Below are 19033 nucleotides of genomic sequence, written 5' to 3' on the forward strand. Positions count from 1 at the left end.
GGTCTAATTTTGATATGGAGCTATTGTTAACGATTTTTTATCGTTCATCTAGTTTTTGCATGATGATATTTTTGATTTATGTGGAGTTAGACACGATTTGTAAATGATTTGCAATGCATCGTAAATTCAAACCAATAGCAGAGATTATTGGATTGATAATATCTCCTATCATACCTTTCAAGAAGTTTCTACCCATCCGACCATATTGCTTTAAGTGACCTATTATTGGTTCTATGGCACTGCGTCTCTTGATCATAGACTTGTCCTCTTGTAACAACTTCTTCCGCGTTTTTGGGGTATATACCTTACTCTTCTCCTTTACATTGCTACCACTATACCCAAGATCAACAAATGATTTCTTTATCTTGATTCCAGTGACACTCTCTACTGCTTCAAAGCTCTGATGCAATGTATGACCATCATAAGGATTATTATGAAACGATTTTGCGGATAAAACAAAATTTCTACGACCACTTACTACTACCGCTACTTTATTGCCAAACTCATATGGCTTGTTGCGTTTTCCCTTTCCTATACACTCTACTTCAGGGGCATGAAAACTATATAATACTTTGTTATCTTCTTTATATTGCTTTTTAGCTTCTCTTTTTAAAACAGATTGGTTATGTATTTGTTTTATTTTTTGCAATACTTCTTGATTTTTGAGAGACAAGTTTAATTGCTTATTTTTGATCTCACGCTCACATACTCTAATCAAACGACCCAGTAATATTTTTAAATGCTTCATTATTTTCCAACGCTTCTTGGCTTTACTATGTTCTTTATATTTCCATAGCTTTACTATATCGCGTTTATAGGTTCTAGCGTATGTTTCATTCAAATGTATACCCAAACTGTTGCAAAGCTTTACTATGCTAAGCCTAGCTTTATCCATTAAATAAACATCGTGTGGGTGTTTGATATTCTTAATTTGTACAGTCGTATCAGCGATGATTAATTCCAAATCTTTTTTTTTAATTGTGTTAGTTTTTATCCCAACCCTGATCAACTCCGATAATATCTCATTATATCCAGCTTCACCTAATACACTACGAAACCGTCGTATACTAGTTTCCGAGATAGCTATGTCTTTTTCTATATATTCCCACCCGCAGAAATACTGCCAATACATATTCTCTTTTAGCTCTTCCTCTGATAATGAATCTGAAAAATTATACATTGCTTGTAGCATCGTTATGCCAAGCATCACTCTATGACATTTTCTATTTCTACCAAATTTCTTAATACAAACATTTTTTGATAACCACTCTTCGAGCCTAGACCAATTTATTAATCTCTCAGGGTTTAATTCCCCGAAGCTCTGCTTCGTGATATCATAAGAAACAACTAAAACTTTTTTAGATACCTCGTAGCTCTGCTGCGAGGAGCATCATTTCTCTTAATTTATATAGCTTATTATTTGGGTTTAATTCTTCTTTTAATTTATAACCAAACAGTTTCCCTTGTTCTTGCGATTTGATAATGTTGTCTATTGGCATTGACTGAAATCCATAAGGTTTATGACCATATTTTATCATTTTCTTACGGATTGTTGTATTACTTCTTGTCTTAAAACCATATTATCTATAAGGCTTGTAGAGTTTTGGCGGACGGACTTTTTAGCATTTATTCCAATAGTTGCTAACTTACCATTTCTATTTTCTTTAAAATAAATATTAATTATAGGATATTTTAACTTATCTTGATTTATCACAGATGAATATTCCTGTGATGCAAGATTAAGCAAATATTTATGTTTATGATGCTCAAGCGTCTGATTAATATAATTTGTGATCTCATCTTGCCAGAATTTGCTTAAATCGTTTATTTCATTTAGCTTGGCTGCCATCTCAAGCCTATAAGGTTTGATAGCATCGAGCGGCTTTAAAGCTCCATATAGTCCTGATATGATAAGCAAATGCGATTGTAAAAAATTTACTGCATCTTCGTTTAAATTTTCTGATTGTATATTGTGAAAAACATCACCCGCATAAGCAAAAATAGCTGCTTTGCTGTCTTGCTTTTCAAAATTTTGAAATCTTTCTTTATTTAGATGTGCCAATTTCTCGCTGATATCCATAGTTTTAGATAGCTGAACTTCAGAATAATTTTTAACTATAGCAAGTAGTTGATTTGTTATTTTAGGAAAAGCAGGGGAAGTTAGCTCCCCTTTGAAAGCTATCGGCTCAAAATTAAGAGTTTTAGCGGATGAGATAATAGTAAGCATTATCTAGAAGCTGGAGGATTTGGCACTGTTGAAACAGTACTGGCAATATTTCTATTAGTATCGTTGACTGTTCTCATGATAGCATAGCTTGGATCACCATCAGCTTGCATTACTTCTTTTGACTTGGTGTTTTTTTGATTAGAACAGCCAATTAAAGCCAAAGCAGCAAATAAAATTACTAAATATTTCATAATAAAATCCTTTTTATAAATTTCTCATTTAAGATAATGGCTTATGGTGATTATGTCAAGCCACAACGGCATTGCCCGCGTGGATAGAAAAACGCCCTAAGGTAGTCATCTAGTGGCTTGACCACGGTATCCAAAAAATAATAAAAAATACTAATTTTATTAGTATTTTTAACTGGCTCTAGTTCATAAATCACGGGATGACAGGGGGAAAATGATCCACGCAACAATGCCAGCCACAACCAAGGACCAACTATTGACAAAATATTAAAATACTGCTAGTAATTAGAATACAAAATAATATGTTAAATTATTTATGATATCTTTGAAAGTTATTAGTTTAATACAAAATTGGTGTTGGCGTAGATAATACTTTTTCGTTATGGGTGTATTATGCCCACTGCTCAATTATTAAATTATCACTTAATACAGGATATTAAAATGTCATCCCTTAATCTTTTCTTAAGAGTTTTCTCTCTTTTATTTTCATTATTTTTCACTTTATCAATTTATGCGGCTCAAAAAAACATCGCTGTTATTGTTCCGCTTGAACATGCAGCAATGACTCAGATCGTAGCAGGAATTGAAGAATCACTTAAAGCTATAGATGCAAAAATTATAGTGAAAAATGCCCATGCCGATTCTAATATTTTACTTGCTATTATAAAGCAGCTTAAAGATCAAGATATTGACGTAATAATTCCGATCGGTACATCTGCTTGCCAAACTGTAATTTCACATATCCCTAATAAGCCGATTGTTTGTGCGGCAGCTAAGATTGACAATAAAAATCTTCCCTTGGTTACTGGTTTTAATCTCTCAACCTGAATTCTGGATTAGCTAATTTTGAGATATAGCAGGTTTGTTAGGTTTCATACAGTATGCAATTAGGGCGGATAAGATATGTACAAAGGCATTCCAAATTGATCTATGTCTTGTATGTTCGATCTCGAAAGCACCCTTCAGCACACTAAATACTGTTTCGATAATTGAGCGTTTGCGTAATAATATTTTTTCAAATAATGGCATAAGTTTATTCTTCATTTTCTTCTTTATGCCAGTTACTAACTTGATGCCTTTGCTGTATAGATCATCAAAGAGCTCCTGTTTGATAGGTAAATTCCAGTATTAATTAAGCCAGATTTATATTTTCTTCCCATACCTCATTGGGTGTTTTATAACCGAGCACTTTTCTTGGTAAATTATTTAAAAAATCCTCAATTTCTTGTAATTGCTTTATTGTTAATTTTTTTATATCTAAAGATTTAGAGTATACTCTGTGCACCATTGAGTTAATCTTCTCTATCAATGGTTTTTGCCATGGAGAATAAGGATTGCAAAAATATACTTTTCGTTCAGATTTTGAGTCTTTTGCAATGATTGTGTAAATTTTTGTTGAGCCTATATTAGAAGTAATTAAAAATATAGGTAACAGAAATGCAAATAGAGAAGAATAAAAAAATAAATGAAGCAATAGATTTGCTGATAGAAGGTGGAGTAGATTTAAAAACAGTACTAAGTCAGAATGGATTAATTAAGGAATTAACCAAGGGTATTTTAGAGCGAGCACTGCATGCTGAGATGTCAGAACATTTAGGTTATAGCAAGTATGATAGAGCTGAAACTGAGAATGCGAGGAATGGTAGTTTTAGTAAGAATCTGATTAGTGAGAATGGTACTATAGAGCTAAATGTTCCAAGAGACAGACAAGGTAAATTTGAACCTATAATAGTCTCAAAGAAACAAACAAGAATAGATGGCTTAGACCAAAAGATAATATCCTTATATGCGAAGGGTATGAGTGTGTCTGATATTAAAACACAATTGCAAGAATTATATGGAGCTGAGATCAGTGAGAGCCTAATCAGCAGGATTACAGATGAAGTAATAGATGAGGTCAAGATTTGGCAGAGTAGACCTCTTGAATCAGTATACCCTATACAGGAGTTTCGCACTTAGCAAATAATATGCTAATCTAGAGAAAAATAGTTTTAGATAAAAATGACAAGATCAAAATGTAGCAAAGATTTATATAAATCATTCTTACAAGCAAGTAGTGTAAGATATACTAGCAAAGCATTATCTGAAGTAAGTCCATTAGATCTATCGCACGATAGTGCAAGTCGATGGTTAAAGAGTAAGGATTTTCGCCCTAGCGAAATCTATAGCAAAGTGTCAAAATATATTGATCTGGAAGATCCTTGTTTATTAGTGGGAGATGACACCTTATTGTCAAAGCAATACAGTAAGAGGATCGAGCTTGTAAATTATCAATATTCTGGGGCTGTACATGATGTTATACCTGGTATAGGAATGGTAAACTTACTGCATTACAATACTCAAATTGATCAATCTACTCCTGTAGATTATAGAATATATGATAAAGAAACTGATGGTAAAACAAAGAACGAGCATTTTTGTGATATGCTTACTTTAGCTAAAGAAAGAGGTATCAAGCCTGATGCTATAGTTATGGATGCTTGGTATAGTGGTTTGGATAATTTAAAACATATACGTAATTTAGGTTGGATATGGGTTACCAACCTAAGAAAAAATAGAAAAGTTAATCGTAATGTTAGCTTGGAAACTTTAGAGATTCCCGATGAAGGGCTAAAAATTCACCTACGTGGATACGGTTGGGTTACGGTATTTAAGTTTGTGGCAAAAAATGGTCGCATTGATTACATAACAACTAATTTAGAGAATCCTACACGTGAGCAAATAGAGAAAATTGTTAAGGCGCGTTGGTCTATAGAAGTTTATCATCGAGAATTGAAACAAACTTGTGGTATTGAATGCTGTCAGGCACGCACGGGTCGAGCTCAAAGAAATCATATTTGCCTTGCTGTATTGGCCTGGCTTGATATGAACAAAAGGAGGATAAATGAAAACATTACTTTATATCAACAAACTTGGGAAGTTATAAAAACATCAATTCAGAACAACATTAAATGGCTTCTAACTAATACACAATTTTGCTAAGTGCGAAACTCCTGCCTATAGTATATTTTGACTGTTTAGTAGTGAAAGTAAGACAAGATAAACTTATTATTAATAAATCAGTATATGTAGCTTTAGGAATAGATTTATCTGGCAGAAAGGATATTTTAGGCTTATGGATAAGTGAGAATGAAGGAGCTAAATTTTGGCTCGGTAATTTTACTGAAATGAAGAATCGAGGAGTAAAAGATATCTTAATTGCTTGTAGTGATAATCTAACTGGTATGTCTGATGCTATTGCATCAGTATATCCGAAAACTGAACATCAAATTTGTATTGTCCATCAGATCAGGAATAGCCTCAAATATGTATCATATAAAGATAGAAAGCAATTAGCAGCGGATTTGAAACTAATCTATACTTCTGCTACTGAAAAAGAAGCAGAATTAGCTCTTGAGTCATTTGATCAAAAATGGAGTAAGCAATATCCGCATATAGCTAAATCTTGGTATAATAATTGGGATAATTTGATAATTTTCTTGCAATATCCAAAGGAGATTCGTAAGATTATTTACACTACAAATGCGATAGAATCGCTGAATAGCCAATTGAGAAAAGTTACTAAGAATAAACGCATCTTTCCAAATGATGACGCAGTATTTAAGGTTTTATATCTGACAATTGATTATATTACCAAAAAATGGTCTATGCCTATCCCCAATTGGAATGAAGCTATGGCTCATTTTATGATCAAATTTGATGGTAGAATTTAATGGTTCACGAAATTTACACAATTGATGAGACAGAGCCAAAAATTCACCTACGTGGATACGGTTGGGTTACGGTATTTAAGTTTGTGGCAAAGAATGGTCGCATTGATTACATAACAACGAACTTGGACAATCCCACACGTGAGCAAATAGAGAAAATTGTTAAGGCACGTTGGTCTATAGAGGTTTATCATCGAGAATTAAAACAAACTTGTGGTATTGAACGCTGTCAGGCACGCACGGGCCGAGCTCAAAGAAATCATATTTGCCTTGCAGTATTTGCCTGGCTTGATATGAATAAAAGGAGGATAAATGAAAACATTACTTTATATCAACAAACTTGGGAAGTTATAAAAACATCAATTCAAAACAATATCAGATGGCTTTTAACTGATTCGCAACTTTGCTAAGTGCGAAACTCCTGAATAACTCCGCAACCGCTAAATAATTTACTCAAGAACCTTTGCTTACCTACTTTTGCATCGTGCTATAAATCAGTTGCAGAAAGCTTTGAGCAAGAAAAGAAAACATATATAGATTATCTACAGGAGTTAGCCATACGTGAGTTAGAACATAGACAACAACAACGTATTGCCAGATTGCTGAAGCAAGCAAAACTCTCTCGAGATAAGTTATTAAGCAACTTTGATATTAAGCGTATCCCAGGATTATCGCCAACTAAGATCCAATATCTTGCACAAGGAGAATTTATGGATCGCTATGAAAATATACTTATTTTTGGTAATCCTGGCACTGGCAAAAGTCATCTTAGTATAGGTTTAGCACGTGAGTGGTGTCTTGCTGGTAGACGTGTATTATATACAACAGCAGCTAATTTGGTTCAACAATTACTAGAAGCAAAGCTTAGTTTAAAACTTAAGCAAATTATTAAAAAATTCGATTATTTTGAAATATTGATAATTGATGATATATCATATGTACCATATAATCGTGAAGAAACTGATGTTTTATTTACCTTATTAGCTGAACGTTATGAAATGCGTAGTGTATTAATCTCTCAGGGTTTAATTCCCCGAAGCTCTGCTTCGTGATATCATAAGAAACAACTAAAACTTTTTTAGATACCTCGTAGCTCTGCTGCGAGGAGCATCATTTAAATATAGATATATCATGGCTCATTTAACGATAGATGAAAGATTTAAAATATACGAAATGAATAAGAGTGGTTATAGCTCGCGATATATAGGGACAAAGATTGGCCGTGATAAAAGCACTATATGTTATGAACTCAAGAGAATGAGGCATAATTATAGACCAGATAGGGCTAACACACTTGCTTGCAGTTTAAGGCAAGGTAAGAGAAAAAGAAAATTAGATATTGATAATAATTTACGAGCAGAAATAATAAAGCAGTTAACACAGGGTATTTCACCAGATATAATTTCAGGTAGACGTAAACTATCACGAGATACTGTCAATATTTCTACAGAGAGTATATACCAGTTTATTTATACATCTCCTATAGCACAAAGGCAAAAATTATATTTATCTTTAGCAAGAAAAAGGAAAAATAGGTTGCATCATGGCATCATGGTACAAGAATCAGAAACAAAAGAATTACAATACCAAATCGAGTTTCCATTACTGAAAGACCAGAGATAAATAGAAAGATAGCAGCAATAGGTCATTTAGAAGGTGATTTAACTTTTAACAAAGGTAATCAAAGTCGTAATATAGGCGCTCTTGTGGATATCAGAACACAAAAAGTGTTTCTCACTTTAAACCGTTCAAAAAGAACACAAGATGTGATTGGTAACATGAATAAAAAACTTAAACAATTGTCGCATATAATCAAAAGCATAACGTTAGATAATGGCAAAGAATTTACCAATCATGAACAACTATTGCCAAAATCTGAACGAAAAGTATATTTTTGCAATCCTTATTCTCCATGGCAAAAACCATTGATAGAGAAGATTAACTCAATGGTGCACAGAGTATACTCTAAATCTTTAGATATAAAAAAATTAACAATAAAGCAATTACAAGAAATTGAGGATTTTTTAAATAATTTACCAAGAAAAGTGCTCGGTTATAAAACACCCAATGAGGTATGGGAAGAAAATATAAATCTGGCTTAATTAATACTGGAATTTACCATATGAGGTTTTGGTGGGTTGCAAACATTATGTGAATTACAATAGTCAGCAACTAATATAGCTGTATTGCTATCAACAGGATAGTGTGATATATTCATATATGACCTCATATTGATTTATGGGTTTTTCATTTACCAGTAGATGCTCTCCTTGACCAAAATTTGAGTGTCTACTGGTTTTTCTTTTTATAAGGTAGTCCCTCCGCCAAAACTCTAAAAAATATCACTTGTGTCACTAATTTCCAAAAATAGTGCGATTTTAGAGCAAATTACTCTAATTTTGAGGGCTGATTTTAAATTTTTGTATTAAAAACCACACTATTTCCCAAAATGCATTCATTTTTTTATTGTCATTTTTTTGTATTTCCATAAGCTTTTGATATAAAACCTTTCATTTTCTTATGGATTTTACTATGCATTTTTGCCTTAAAACCCTATTGCCTATAAGGCTTTTAGAGTTTTGGCGGACGGACTAAATAATTGCTTATCAATATAACCGGAATGCTCTAACGGAGCAATTAATTCTTTGGTGCCCTTATTATAACCAGCAACTATATTTACTCGCTCAGTAGCAAAACCTGCTTGCTCTGAGTAAGCTCTTGTTCCTCTTTCTGACCATCCGTACAACATGGTTATATTATTACTTACCCCCATTTCGTCACAATACACAAGTTTATCAGATGCTATTTGATCAATATATTCCACAAATTGTTTTCTAGCTTCTTCATCCCTGCCTTTGTATTTTGGCTCTTTTTTTATATGTAATTTTCATTCTATGAAGCGTGTCATAAAATGTGCTCATTGGCAGCTCGGGCGCTACTGCATCTCTTATATCTATAGCTCGGCTATCAGGATTATTTGCTAAAAATTCAATTATATTCTCCTTATTAGTAAACCTAGCATCACGTCCACTTTGCAGATGTTGTCTTGAGCTGTAGTCTCCATTTTCTTTATAACGTCTAATCCAATTTGATATCGTATGACGCTCTATACCTAATAAGTCTGATATTGCTTTTATTCTATATTTAGAGGTTTTGTGAAGACTGATTACCCTATCTCTTAAATCCTGACTGTATGCTTTCATCTCTACCGTAGTTAAAATCATTATCTTACATTATTCTAAGGAATAATTCTAGTCGCGTTAGCTATAACTGGTATGTCTGATGCTATTGCATCAGTATATCCGAAAACTGAACATCAAATTTGTATTGTCCATCAGATCAGGAATAGCCTCAAATATGTATCATATAAAGATAGAAAGCAATTAGCAGCGGATTTGAAACTAATCTATACTTCTGCTACTGAAAAAGAAGCAGAATTAGCTCTTGAGTCATTTGATCAAAAATGGAGTAAGCAATATCCGCATATAGCTAAATCTTGGTATAATAATTGGGATAATTTGATAATTTTCTTGCAATATCCAAAGGAGATTCGTAAGATTATTTACACTACAAATGCGATAGAATCGCTGAATAGCCAATTGAGAAAAGTTACTAAGAATAAACGCATCTTGCCAAATGATGACGCAGTATTTAAAGTTTTATATCTGACAATTGATTATATTACCAAAAAATGGTCTATGCCTATCCCCAATTGGAATGAAGCTATGGCTCATTTTATGATCAAATTTGATGGTAGAATTTAATGGTTCACGAAATTTACACAATTGATGAGACAGAGCCTGAAATAAGCTATTCTGAGCTGTTAACAATAGTGCTTTTATACCATCAATCACCTTGTAAAAACTTTAAATATTTTTATATGTCCTATCTACAATTATATAAATCAGACTTTGTAACTCTTCCAGCATATACTCGTTTTATAGCTCTAAAACCAAGAGTTCTGAGTTATTTAGTTTTATTACTTGAATGGTATATGCAGGCAGCTCAATCTACGGGAGTTTCTTATATTGACGCCACATCTTTAGAGGTTTGTCATCGAAAAAGAATCTCTCGTAATAAAGTCTTTGCCGGTATTGCTGCTTTGGGTAAAACAACAAAAAGTTGGTTTTTTGGTCTAACATTACATTTGGTTATTAACGAAAAAGGTGAGATTCAAGGTCTAAAACTAACGCCTGGTAATGTAGATGATAGAGCGCCGGTTTCGATAATCACCAAACATATCACGGGATTATTGTTTGGCGATAAGGGTTATATCAAACAGGAGCTCTTTGATGATCTATACAGCAAAGGCATCAAGTTAGTAACTGGCATAAAGAAGAAAATGAAGAATAAACTTATGCCATTATTTGAAAAAATATTATTACGCAAACGCTCAATTATCGAAACAGTATTTAGTGTGCTGAAGGGTGCTTTCGAGATCGAACATACAAGACATAGATCAATTTGGAATGCCTTTGTACATATCCTATCCGCCCTAATTGCATACTGTATGAAACCTAACAAACCTGCTATATCTCAAAATTAGCTAATCCAGAATTCAGGTTTAAAAAATAATTCTAAATTTAACCGCATAGCGAAAATCTAGGGAGCTTGCTCCCTAGATGGATAGCGTTATAATATAAGCGTTGGCATATTATAATTTAGTAGAATGGAATTGAGGCGTAATAGTCATCATGTTTTTAGAATAATGTATCACTTTGTGTGGATACCAAAATCAACTAAACGCAATGGATAAAATTGAAAAAGAAATAAAGCAGTTTAACCTGTTTTGAAACTCGGTCGCTTGCGGCCGAGTTCTTCATCAAATCTAGTATTATTGCAATTAATATCAGTAAATACAGCTTTATAATGAAGATTCTTTAGGGTAAAGCCAAACAATTAACAATCCGATTAAAAGACCAAGATTTAGAAGCAAATTGTATTCCGTCATGGAAATGCCTAAAAGCTTAATTGCCGGTTTGGTGCAGGAAGTTATTGGCTGTGAATAAAGCATCTGTCTAATATGCTCAATAGATAAGCCTTTTGGGAAGCGGATCATAGATGAACAAAGACTGCTTGGCTGAACTATTCCTTGCTCCACCATACTATGATAGGTTGATAATATGCAGGAGCTAAGCAGTGTTAAGAAAATAAATACTAAAGTATATTTACTTAATTGCCTGATAATTAAAGCAGTTAGACAAATTTTTATTAATGTTAGATAAGGAAATCTTTCGTAAACACATAAAGGGCAGGGGGCATAATGCAATATATACTCAGCAAAATAAGCAGTAGCAAGAGCTGTGACAGAAATCGCAATTAAGCCTATATGCAGCATTTTATAGCTGTCTTTTCTTATGTAGTTTATAATGGTATTAAATGGCATATTTTTATTTTATAGTTTTTGTATTGTCAAACAGTGCCATCCTGTGGAGGCATTGCACACTTGTCATCCCGTGGCTTGTCCACGGGATGACACCGAGGACGTTTTTCGATCCACGCAACAATGCCACGCGGGAATGACATAAGAGTTATGCAACAAACCATTGCTGGGAATGACAATTAAATTTTACAATTAGCTAAATATAGTATATTGTCACTGATAATTAATTACAAGTATAAGAAAAATAAATGTCGGAAATTTTGGAAGATGCGATAAAGTCAAAAGCTTGGCCTTTTGAAGAAGCTAAAAAAATACTAGATAGCTTAAACGGCAAAGCACCTGAAAAAGGTTATGTATTGTTTGAAACAGGCTATGGTCCGTCAGGACTACCGCATATTGGGACTTTTGGTGAAAATGCCCGTATGGTAATGGTGCAGAAAGCGTTTGAACAATTATCTAATATAAAGACTAAGCTGATCTGCTTTTCTGATGATATGGATGGCTTGCGTAAAGTGCCGAGTAACATCCCAAATCCTGAAATGGTAGCCGGATATATGGATATGTCATTAACCTCTATCCCTGATCCTTTCGGTGAATGTGAGAGCTATGGGCATTATATGAATGCAAAACTCCGCGCATTCCTTGATAAATTTGGCTTTAAGTATGAATTTTATAGCAGCACCGAGTGCTATAAAGCCGGTATGTTTGATGAAATGCTAATAAGAGTGCTTGAAAAATATGACGAGATAATGGAGCTGATGCTACCAACTTTTCGAGAAGAGCGGAAAGCTACCTATTCACCTTTTATGCCCATTTGTCCGAAAACTGGCAAGGTACTGCAAGTACCTATACATAAATGGGATGCAAAACTTGGTACAATAACTTATAAAGATGAAAACGGTGAGACAATAGAAGTACCTGTAACAAAAGGTCATTGTAAATTGCAGTGGAAGCCGGATTTTGGTATGCGTTGGGCAGCTTTAAAAGTTGATTATGAAATGTATGGGAAAGATCACTTAGCAAATGGTAGACTTTACTCTGAGATTTGCCGAATCTTAGGTGGAAAGCCACCAGTACAATTATGTTATGAGCTATTCTTAGACGAAAATGGTGAAAAAATATCGAAGTCAAAAGGCAATAGTATTAGCGTTGATGATTGGCTTAAATATGCCCCTGTTGAAAGTATGGCTTTATTTATGTACCAAAACCCTACTAGGGCTAAAAGGTTATTTTGCGATGTAATTCCTAAAAATGTTGATGAATATATTACCTTTAATCAAAAATATCATTTAGAAGAAGATAGATCAAAACGTTTTGCAAATCCGGTTTATCATATTCATCATGGAAATGTGCCTAAAATTGAGACTTTTGGTATTACTTACTCGCTATTATTGAACCTAACTTCTGTGTGTAATCCATCCGATAAATCAGTACTTTGGGGTTTTATTAGCAGATATGAACCAAAAGCGACGCCAAATAATAGTCCTTATCTTGACCACTTAGCAGAATTTGCTATAAGATATTATAATGATTTTGTTAAAGCACATAAATCGTATTTAGCTCCGTCTGAAAAGCATAAAGCTATTTTGCAAGATATTTTAGATATGTTAAAAAGCTTGCCTAAGCAGATAGAAGCGGAAAGTATTCAAAAAGGAATTTATGATATCGGCATGAAAGCAGGGTATGAAAATTTGCGTGATTATTTCAAAGATTTATACCAAATATTACTTGGGCAAAGCGATGGTCCAAGGCTTGGCACTTTCATAAAGCTTTATGGTATAAATGAAACTATGAAGTTGATTGAAGAGAAATTATAGAGGATAATTTTTGTCATACCACGGCTGGCTTTGTTGCGTAGATCGGTTTTCCAGTTGTCATCCCGCGACTTGATCGCGGGATCCAACTTAAAATACTAAAATTATTAGTACTTTTTACTTTTTTCTGGATCCCGTGGTCAAGTCACGGGATGACACCGAGAAAGTTTTTTGATCCACGCAACAATCCCACTACGGCTTGACCGTGGTATCTCGATAAGTTAATTTTTAGATGCCGCGATCAAGTCGCGGTATGACATCGAATATGAATGATATTTTTTGCAGTACGTTGCCTATTTTTTTAATTACCTTACTTGGTAGTATTATAAAAAATAAATGGCTCACTTCAGAAGAATTTTGGCGTGGCATAGAGAAATTATCCTATTTTGTATTGTTTCCTGCAATGCTTTTTAACTATATCTCTACAGCAGATTTAAGCGTTACATCAATAATTAAATTAGTAATCGCTCTTATTATTTCTACTATTCTTATTACTTTAGGTCTAATAATTTATCAAAGAAAATACAATATTGATAAGATAGAATTCACTTCTATTTTTCAAGGATCAATTCGTTATAATAGCTACATTTTCTTTGCGGTAGGCAGTCCTTTGCTTGGCTCTAGCGGTCTTTCTATCGTTGCTGTTATTTCTTCTTACATGATTATTTTTACCAATATTTTATCGGTAATGATTTTTGCATATTACGTTCCTGATAAGTCGGTCACTACTACCATTAGAACTAGTATTGTTTTAATGATCAAGCTAATCGTACGCAACCCCCTAATTATTGCAAGCTTAGTAGGATTTGTTTTTAATTATTCAAACCTTGAACTACATTTAGGTCTTAAAAAAACTTTAGATAGCCTTTCTAATGCTGCTTTAGCGATCGGCATGTTAAATGTTGGGGCAGGGCTTAATTTTACTATTAGACAAGAGCTTTTACATAGCATAATATTTACGAGCTTTGTTAAGTTAATCGCTTTTCCGTTAGTGAGCGTAGTAGTGCTATGGATGATGTCAATTAGCGGGATAGATAAATCGGTAGGGATATTATATAGCTCTCTGCCTTGTGCAAGCACTGCTTATGTTTTATCACGTCAGCTTGGCGGCGATCCTGATTCGATGGCATCGATCATAACATGTACAACTTTCTTCTCGGTAGTTACTATATCGATTATTATGTATGTGATGGGGTAATTAGTAATTCAACGTCATTGCGAGGAGCGTAGCGACGAAGCAATCTCAGGAGTCCTTACAAGATTGCCGCGTCGAAACTGCGTTTCTCCTCGCAATGACGAAAAACCAAAAAACACAATAACAAAACAGGAATATCTAAAAAATGGATGAAATGAACAAAATAAATTACACTGAAGCACTTGAGTATCATCAAAAAGATAAACCAGGTAAAATTGCTATTTCAGCGACTAAGTCGCTTGTTACGCAGCATGATTTATCGCTTGCTTATTCCCCGGGCGTTGCGGCTCCCTGTCTTGAGATCGCTAAAAGCACTAATGAGATGTATAAATATACTGCACGCGGGAATCTAGTTGCGGTGATATCTAATGGTACTGCGGTGCTTGGTCTTGGTAATTTAGGAGCTGCTGCCTCAAAACCGGTGATGGAGGGTAAAGCAGTACTTTTCAAAAAGTTTGCCGATATTGATGCAATTGATTTAGAGGTTGATACTAACGATCCGGAAGAATTTATTAATGCCGTAAAATATCTCGGTTACAGTTTCGGCGGAATTAATCTTGAAGATATTAAAGCTCCTGAGTGTTTTGTTATTGAAGAGAAGCTAAAATCTTTAATGGATATACCAGTATTTCATGATGATCAGCACGGAACGGCAATTATTACAGCAGCAGGGCTAATAAATGCCGCTTATATTACTAACCGTAAGCTAGAGAATTTAAAAATAGTCGTTAATGGTGCTGGTGCTGCCGCTATTGCTTGTATTGATCTGCTGATTGCTCTTGGAGCAGATAAATCAAAAATTATTTTATGCGATACTAGAGGTGTTATTTATCAAGGTCGCACGGAGGGTATGAATAAATGGAAAGAGGCTTATGCAAATAGCACGCAACTTAGAACTTTAGAAGAAGCATTAAAAGATGCGGATGTATTTATAGGATTATCCGTAAAAGGTGCAGTAACTAAAGAGATGGTTAGCAAAATGGCAAATAATTCGATTATTTTTGCTATGGCTAACCCTGATCCGGAAATTACGCCTGAAGAGATAAAGCAAGTTCGTAATGATGCGATTATAGCAACAGGTCGTTCTGATTATAATAATCAGATTAATAACGTTATGGGCTTTCCTTATATTTTTAGGGGAGCATTAGATGTTAGAGCTAAAACCATTAATACAGAAATGAAAATAGCAGCAGCAAAAGCTATAGCAGAGCTTGCTCGTAAACCTGTACCGGATGAAGTATATAAGGCATATGCTGGACGTAAGATGATTTTCGGTAATGAATATATTATCCCTGTTCCGTTTGATCCTCGTTTAATTACAGTAGTGCCGATAGCGGTAGCTAAAGCAGCACTAGATAGCGATGTTGCTAAAGTTTCTGATTTTAATCTCAATAAATATAAAAAAGAATTAGAAAGTAGACTAAACCCTACATCTAACTATATGAATTTCTTAGCTGAAAAAATTCATAACGCACCGCTTAAACGTATTATTTTTGCTGAAGGGGAAGAGGAAGAGGTAATCGTTGCGGCAATAATGATGCGGGATGAGAAATATGGGAATCCTATCTTGATCGGTCGCACGGAACGAATCGAAGCAAAGCTAAAGCAATTAGGGCAGAATATTAGTTTAGATGGTATTACCATAATGAATGCTGCTTTAACTGATAAGTTAGAGATATATATTGATTATTTATATAAAAGGCTCCAACGTAAAGGTTATTTATACCGAGATTGTGCTAAGCTCGTTAAAACCGATAAGAATATTTTCGCCGCTTGTATGCTTGCTTGTGGTGATGGTGATGCACTTTTAACGGGTGTTACGAAAAGCTATGTTGATAGTTTAGAAGATATACTAAAAGTCATTTCACGAAAGCCTAATCGTAGAATCTTAGGTTATTCTATCATGATTGCAAAAGACAATAATATTATTATTTCTGATAATTGCATTACTGCATATCCAAGCAGCTCGGAGCTTGCAGAAATAGCAGCTCAAACAGCAGAAATAGCTAAGGATATGGGAATTGTCCCACGTGTTGCACTTCTTTCATTTTCAAGTTTTGGCAATTTTTCTAAGGAAAAAACTGCTCGTATTCGTGAAGCAGTAAATATATTAGACAATTTTAGTGAAGATAAATCAAAGCTTAATGATATGGAAGTAGATTTTGAATATGATGGCGAAATGTCGGTGAAAGTTGCTGTAGATTCTAATTTACGTAAATTATATAAATTTTGTAGGTTATCCGGTCCTGCTAACGTGCTTATTATGCCAGGTTTAAACTCTGCAGCTATTTCTACTGAACTGCTTCAAGAGTTTTCTTCAAATAGTTTCATAGGTCCTATAACAAATGGTTTTGAAAAGCCTGTTCAAATATTGCAAGCTACAGCGTCAGCAAGTGAAATATTAAAAATAGCAACTTTTGCTTGCGTTGAGGCTATAAAATAGTTATATTTAAAACTTAATAATAATTAACTTATGAGAGATAGTTATGGACCCCTTAATAAAAAGAGCAGTAATAAGTGCCTTTAATGATAAACCTAAAGATGGAATCAGTAAGATTAAAGAATGGTGTGCTAGTAATAATAAAGATTTTGCAGAAGAGACAGCTAAGTTTTTTCGTGAGGAAAAAAATAATTTAGATTTAGTAGCTGTTGGGGATTATCTTGGAACAGAGGGCGAAGATAATAAAAAAGTATTAGATCATTTTGTTAAACAATTTGATTTTAAAGATAAAAATTATTTAAAAAGTTTAAGAGAGTTTTTAAAAGCTTTTAAATTACCAGGTGAGGCTCAAAAAATAGATAGATTGGTTGAAAGTTTTGCCTCTAAATATTACGAGCAAAATACTACTAACGAAATAAATCATGCAGATGCAGCTTTTATATCAGCTTATGCTACAGTAGGTCTTAATACTAATCTTCATAATCCTAGCGTAAAAGATAAATGGACAATTGATCAGTTTAAGGATCAACTAAAAGGTTTAAATACAGAAAGTAAATTGCAAGGAATTAAGAGTGGTAAAAATTTTAGCAATGAGTTCTTAGAAAATATTTATAATGGAATAAAGGCAGAGCCTTTTGAAGCAAATTTTATAGAAACTGCTACTGGTTATGAAATAGCCGGTATAAGTTCACAAAATGATACAACTTTTAAAAAACTAGATGATGTTTTAACAGCAAAAACAGATATAAACAATGTTTTTTCTAATCTAGGAAATAATGTAACTGCACAGCATAAACAACCAAAAACATGGCTTAATAAGTTTACAGGCTATGAGGGTAGTGTATCAGTTAAAGCAGGTAATGCAGAGGTAGAAATACAAGTTTATAAACCAAATATTTTGTCAAAATGGTTTTTAGGAGAAAAAAGTAAACTTGTGATTCAGCCTAAAGGAGGATCAGAGCAATCTTTAAAATTAGCAGCTCAGATTGCAGCAAGTTTTGAGACTAAAGTAACCTCTATCAAAGCAACATATGATTATTTGAAACAGGATTTAGAAAATTATTATAATAATCCTGAACAGGAACTAAGAAAAGCAAATTCAGTGGTAGATCTTCATAATAAAATAAAAGAAACTACTGCAAAAGTACAACAAGCTGATCCAGAAATACCTGATACTAAAAGCATTCCTTTAGCCTCTGAAACAAATTTTCAAGATCTCAAAGAAGCAGAGATAGGCATTCAGCCAGCAAAAACTCAACCAATAGAAGAGCTAAATCAACCAGTAAAAAAGCCAAAATTTAATTCGTTTGCAGAAGAGTTAGCTTGGAAAAATGCACAAAAAAAGCAAGCTATTAATGCTCCAGTAACTAAAAACGAAGAACCTAAAGCACAAATAGATAATCACAAAAAACGTTTAGAAGAATTAAAGCAAAAGCAGGAAGAGCTAGAAAATAAAAAGAAAAAGCTTGAAGAAAAAAAGGCTGATTCTCATACTCCTAAAGAAGAAAAATGGAAAATTGGCAAGGAATTAGATGGAATTAGTAAACAACTTGAAAGCATAAAAAGGCAATATGATACTATAAATACTGCTGAAGAAAGAGAGAAACAATTTAATAAAAGTTCACAATCTGCGGATTTAAAGGGTGAGCCTACAGTGGCTGACTTGCAGCTAAAAGGTGGTATGGCAGCAATCCAGCGTAGAAAAGAGCAAATAGCACGAGAAGAAGCTGCTAGAAAATTACAAGAAGAAGCTGCTATTAAGGCTATAATTGCTAATAATCCAGCTACACAACCTCTAAAACCTGGTGTTATACCACCTCCACCACCACCTCCTCCGGGGAAAGGTGCTCCTATTCCGCCGCCTCCGCCACCTCCACCACCTCCAATGCCAGGAAAGGGTGGGGCTGGTCCAAAGCCATCTCCAATGCCTGCTATTTCACCGAAATTGCAAGAAACATTAAAAACTATACAAACAACTCAAGATAGGAATAAGCAGCAAGGAAATAATAATTTTCAAGACGATCTAAGAAAAACTCTAGCAAGGAGAAATAGCTCAACACGCTGGATATAAATGTT

General features: G+C 33.9%; 14 protein-coding genes and 8 pseudogenes. 13 read left to right on the forward strand and 9 right to left on the reverse strand.

From position 1 onward, the window contains the following. Positions 1-76: 76 nt before the first annotated feature. Genes AAHI98_RS08835 through AAHI98_RS08850 form a run of 4 tightly spaced genes read right to left on the reverse strand, consistent with a single transcriptional unit; the run spans position 77 to position 2421 of the window. A complete protein-coding gene (locus AAHI98_RS08835; RefSeq protein ID WP_342226149.1) occupies positions 77-1333 on the reverse strand; it encodes an IS5 family transposase in 1257 nt (418 codons plus the stop codon). Positions 1334-1358: 25 nt separating this feature from the next. Continuing rightward, complete coding sequence (locus tag AAHI98_RS08840; RefSeq protein ID WP_342225675.1) at positions 1359-1538, reverse strand: hypothetical protein; 180 nt, start codon at positions 1536-1538, stop codon at positions 1359-1361. Then, positions 1535-2227: a YaaA family protein gene (locus tag AAHI98_RS08845; protein WP_342225676.1), complete on the reverse strand. Its 693-nt coding sequence runs from the start codon at positions 2225-2227 to the stop codon at positions 1535-1537. Before AAHI98_RS08845 ends, AAHI98_RS08840 begins: the two co-directional genes overlap by 4 nt. Then, the gene (locus AAHI98_RS08850) at positions 2227-2421 is read right to left on the reverse strand and encodes a hypothetical protein (RefSeq protein ID WP_342226150.1); all 195 of its coding nucleotides are present in this window, start codon (positions 2419-2421) and stop codon (positions 2227-2229) included. The genes AAHI98_RS08845 and AAHI98_RS08850 overlap by 1 nt, the downstream gene beginning before the upstream one ends. A 435-nt stretch (positions 2422-2856) precedes the next feature. Here AAHI98_RS08850 and AAHI98_RS08855 point away from each other — a divergent pair. Further along, positions 2857-3231: pseudogene (locus AAHI98_RS08855) on the forward strand (ABC transporter substrate binding protein); the annotation flags it as partial. 24 nt (positions 3232-3255) lie between these two features. On the opposite strand, the pseudogene AAHI98_RS08860 reads toward AAHI98_RS08855, so the two are convergent. Both AAHI98_RS08860 and AAHI98_RS08865 read right to left on the reverse strand, forming a co-directional pair. Then, positions 3256-3528, reverse strand: a pseudogene (locus tag AAHI98_RS08860) (transposase); the annotation flags it as partial. Between the two features lie 19 nt (positions 3529-3547). Then, positions 3548-3778 (reverse strand): annotated as a pseudogene (locus AAHI98_RS08865) (transposase); the annotation flags it as partial. 80 nt (positions 3779-3858) lie between these two features. Between AAHI98_RS08865 and AAHI98_RS08870 the strand changes: the two are divergent. The 6 genes and pseudogenes from AAHI98_RS08870 to AAHI98_RS18640 form a co-directional block, all read left to right on the forward strand. Next, a pseudogene (locus tag AAHI98_RS08870) lies at positions 3859-4365 on the forward strand (transposase); the annotation flags it as partial. 51 nt (positions 4366-4416) lie between these two features. Further along, positions 4417-5397, forward strand: coding sequence for an IS701 family transposase (locus tag AAHI98_RS08875; RefSeq protein ID WP_342224656.1), 981 nt, complete (start codon positions 4417-4419; stop codon positions 5395-5397). A gap of 2 nt (positions 5398-5399) precedes the next feature. Then, a pseudogene (locus tag AAHI98_RS08880) lies at positions 5400-6128 on the forward strand (IS256 family transposase); the annotation flags it as partial. 38 nt (positions 6129-6166) lie between these two features. Then, positions 6167-6535: pseudogene (locus AAHI98_RS08885) on the forward strand (transposase); the annotation flags it as partial. Between the two features lie 15 nt (positions 6536-6550). Beyond that, positions 6551-7177, forward strand: coding sequence for an ATP-binding protein (locus tag AAHI98_RS08890; protein WP_342226151.1), 627 nt, complete (start codon positions 6551-6553; stop codon positions 7175-7177). 79 nt (positions 7178-7256) lie between these two features. Further along, a pseudogene (locus AAHI98_RS18640) lies at positions 7257-8227 on the forward strand (IS30 family transposase). Positions 8228-8685: 458 nt separating this feature from the next. Here AAHI98_RS18640 and AAHI98_RS08905 read toward each other — a convergent pair. Together AAHI98_RS08905 and AAHI98_RS08910 are read right to left on the reverse strand one after the other, a co-directional pair. Next, positions 8686-8898 carry a hypothetical protein gene (locus AAHI98_RS08905; protein WP_342225680.1) on the reverse strand — a complete coding sequence of 71 codons (213 nt, stop codon included), beginning with the start codon at positions 8896-8898 and terminating at the stop codon, positions 8686-8688. A 70-nt stretch (positions 8899-8968) separates the two neighbouring features. Beyond that, positions 8969-9349, reverse strand: coding sequence for an IS630 transposase-related protein (locus tag AAHI98_RS08910; RefSeq protein WP_342224696.1), 381 nt, complete (start codon positions 9347-9349; stop codon positions 8969-8971). A gap of 21 nt (positions 9350-9370) precedes the next feature. Here AAHI98_RS08910 and AAHI98_RS08915 point away from each other — a divergent pair, with 21 nt between their 5' ends. Then, a complete protein-coding gene (locus AAHI98_RS08915; protein WP_342226153.1) occupies positions 9371-9889 on the forward strand; it encodes an IS256 family transposase in 519 nt (172 codons plus the stop codon). Between the two features lie 35 nt (positions 9890-9924). After that, positions 9925-10671: pseudogene (locus tag AAHI98_RS08920) on the forward strand (IS982 family transposase); the annotation flags it as partial. Positions 10672-10989: 318 nt separating this feature from the next. On the opposite strand, the gene AAHI98_RS08925 reads toward AAHI98_RS08920, so the two are convergent. Then, complete coding sequence (locus AAHI98_RS08925; protein ID WP_342225681.1) at positions 10990-11511, reverse strand: disulfide bond formation protein B; 522 nt, start codon at positions 11509-11511, stop codon at positions 10990-10992. A 245-nt stretch (positions 11512-11756) separates the two neighbouring features. Between AAHI98_RS08925 and AAHI98_RS08930 the strand changes: the two genes are divergently transcribed. The 4 genes from AAHI98_RS08930 to ralF all read left to right on the forward strand — a co-directional run bounded on the left by AAHI98_RS08930 (position 11757) and on the right by ralF (position 19028). Continuing rightward, positions 11757-13325 carry a lysine--tRNA ligase gene (locus AAHI98_RS08930; protein ID WP_342225682.1) on the forward strand — a complete coding sequence of 523 codons (1569 nt, stop codon included), beginning with the start codon at positions 11757-11759 and terminating at the stop codon, positions 13323-13325. Positions 13326-13587: 262 nt separating this feature from the next. Beyond that, complete coding sequence (locus AAHI98_RS08935; RefSeq protein ID WP_342226154.1) at positions 13588-14520, forward strand: AEC family transporter; 933 nt, start codon at positions 13588-13590, stop codon at positions 14518-14520. 142 nt (positions 14521-14662) lie between these two features. Then, on the forward strand, positions 14663-16960 hold the full coding sequence (locus AAHI98_RS08940) for an NADP-dependent malic enzyme (RefSeq protein WP_342225683.1): 2298 nt from the start codon (positions 14663-14665) through the stop codon (positions 16958-16960). 43 nt (positions 16961-17003) lie between these two features. Further along, positions 17004-19028, forward strand: coding sequence for a T4SS guanine nucleotide exchange effector RalF (gene ralF, locus AAHI98_RS08945; RefSeq protein WP_342225684.1), 2025 nt, complete (start codon positions 17004-17006; stop codon positions 19026-19028). Positions 19029-19033 lie beyond the last annotated feature (5 nt).

The organism is Rickettsia endosymbiont of Urophora cardui, from assembly GCF_964030725.1.
Taxonomy (GTDB): Bacteria; Pseudomonadota; Alphaproteobacteria; order Rickettsiales; family Rickettsiaceae; genus Rickettsia.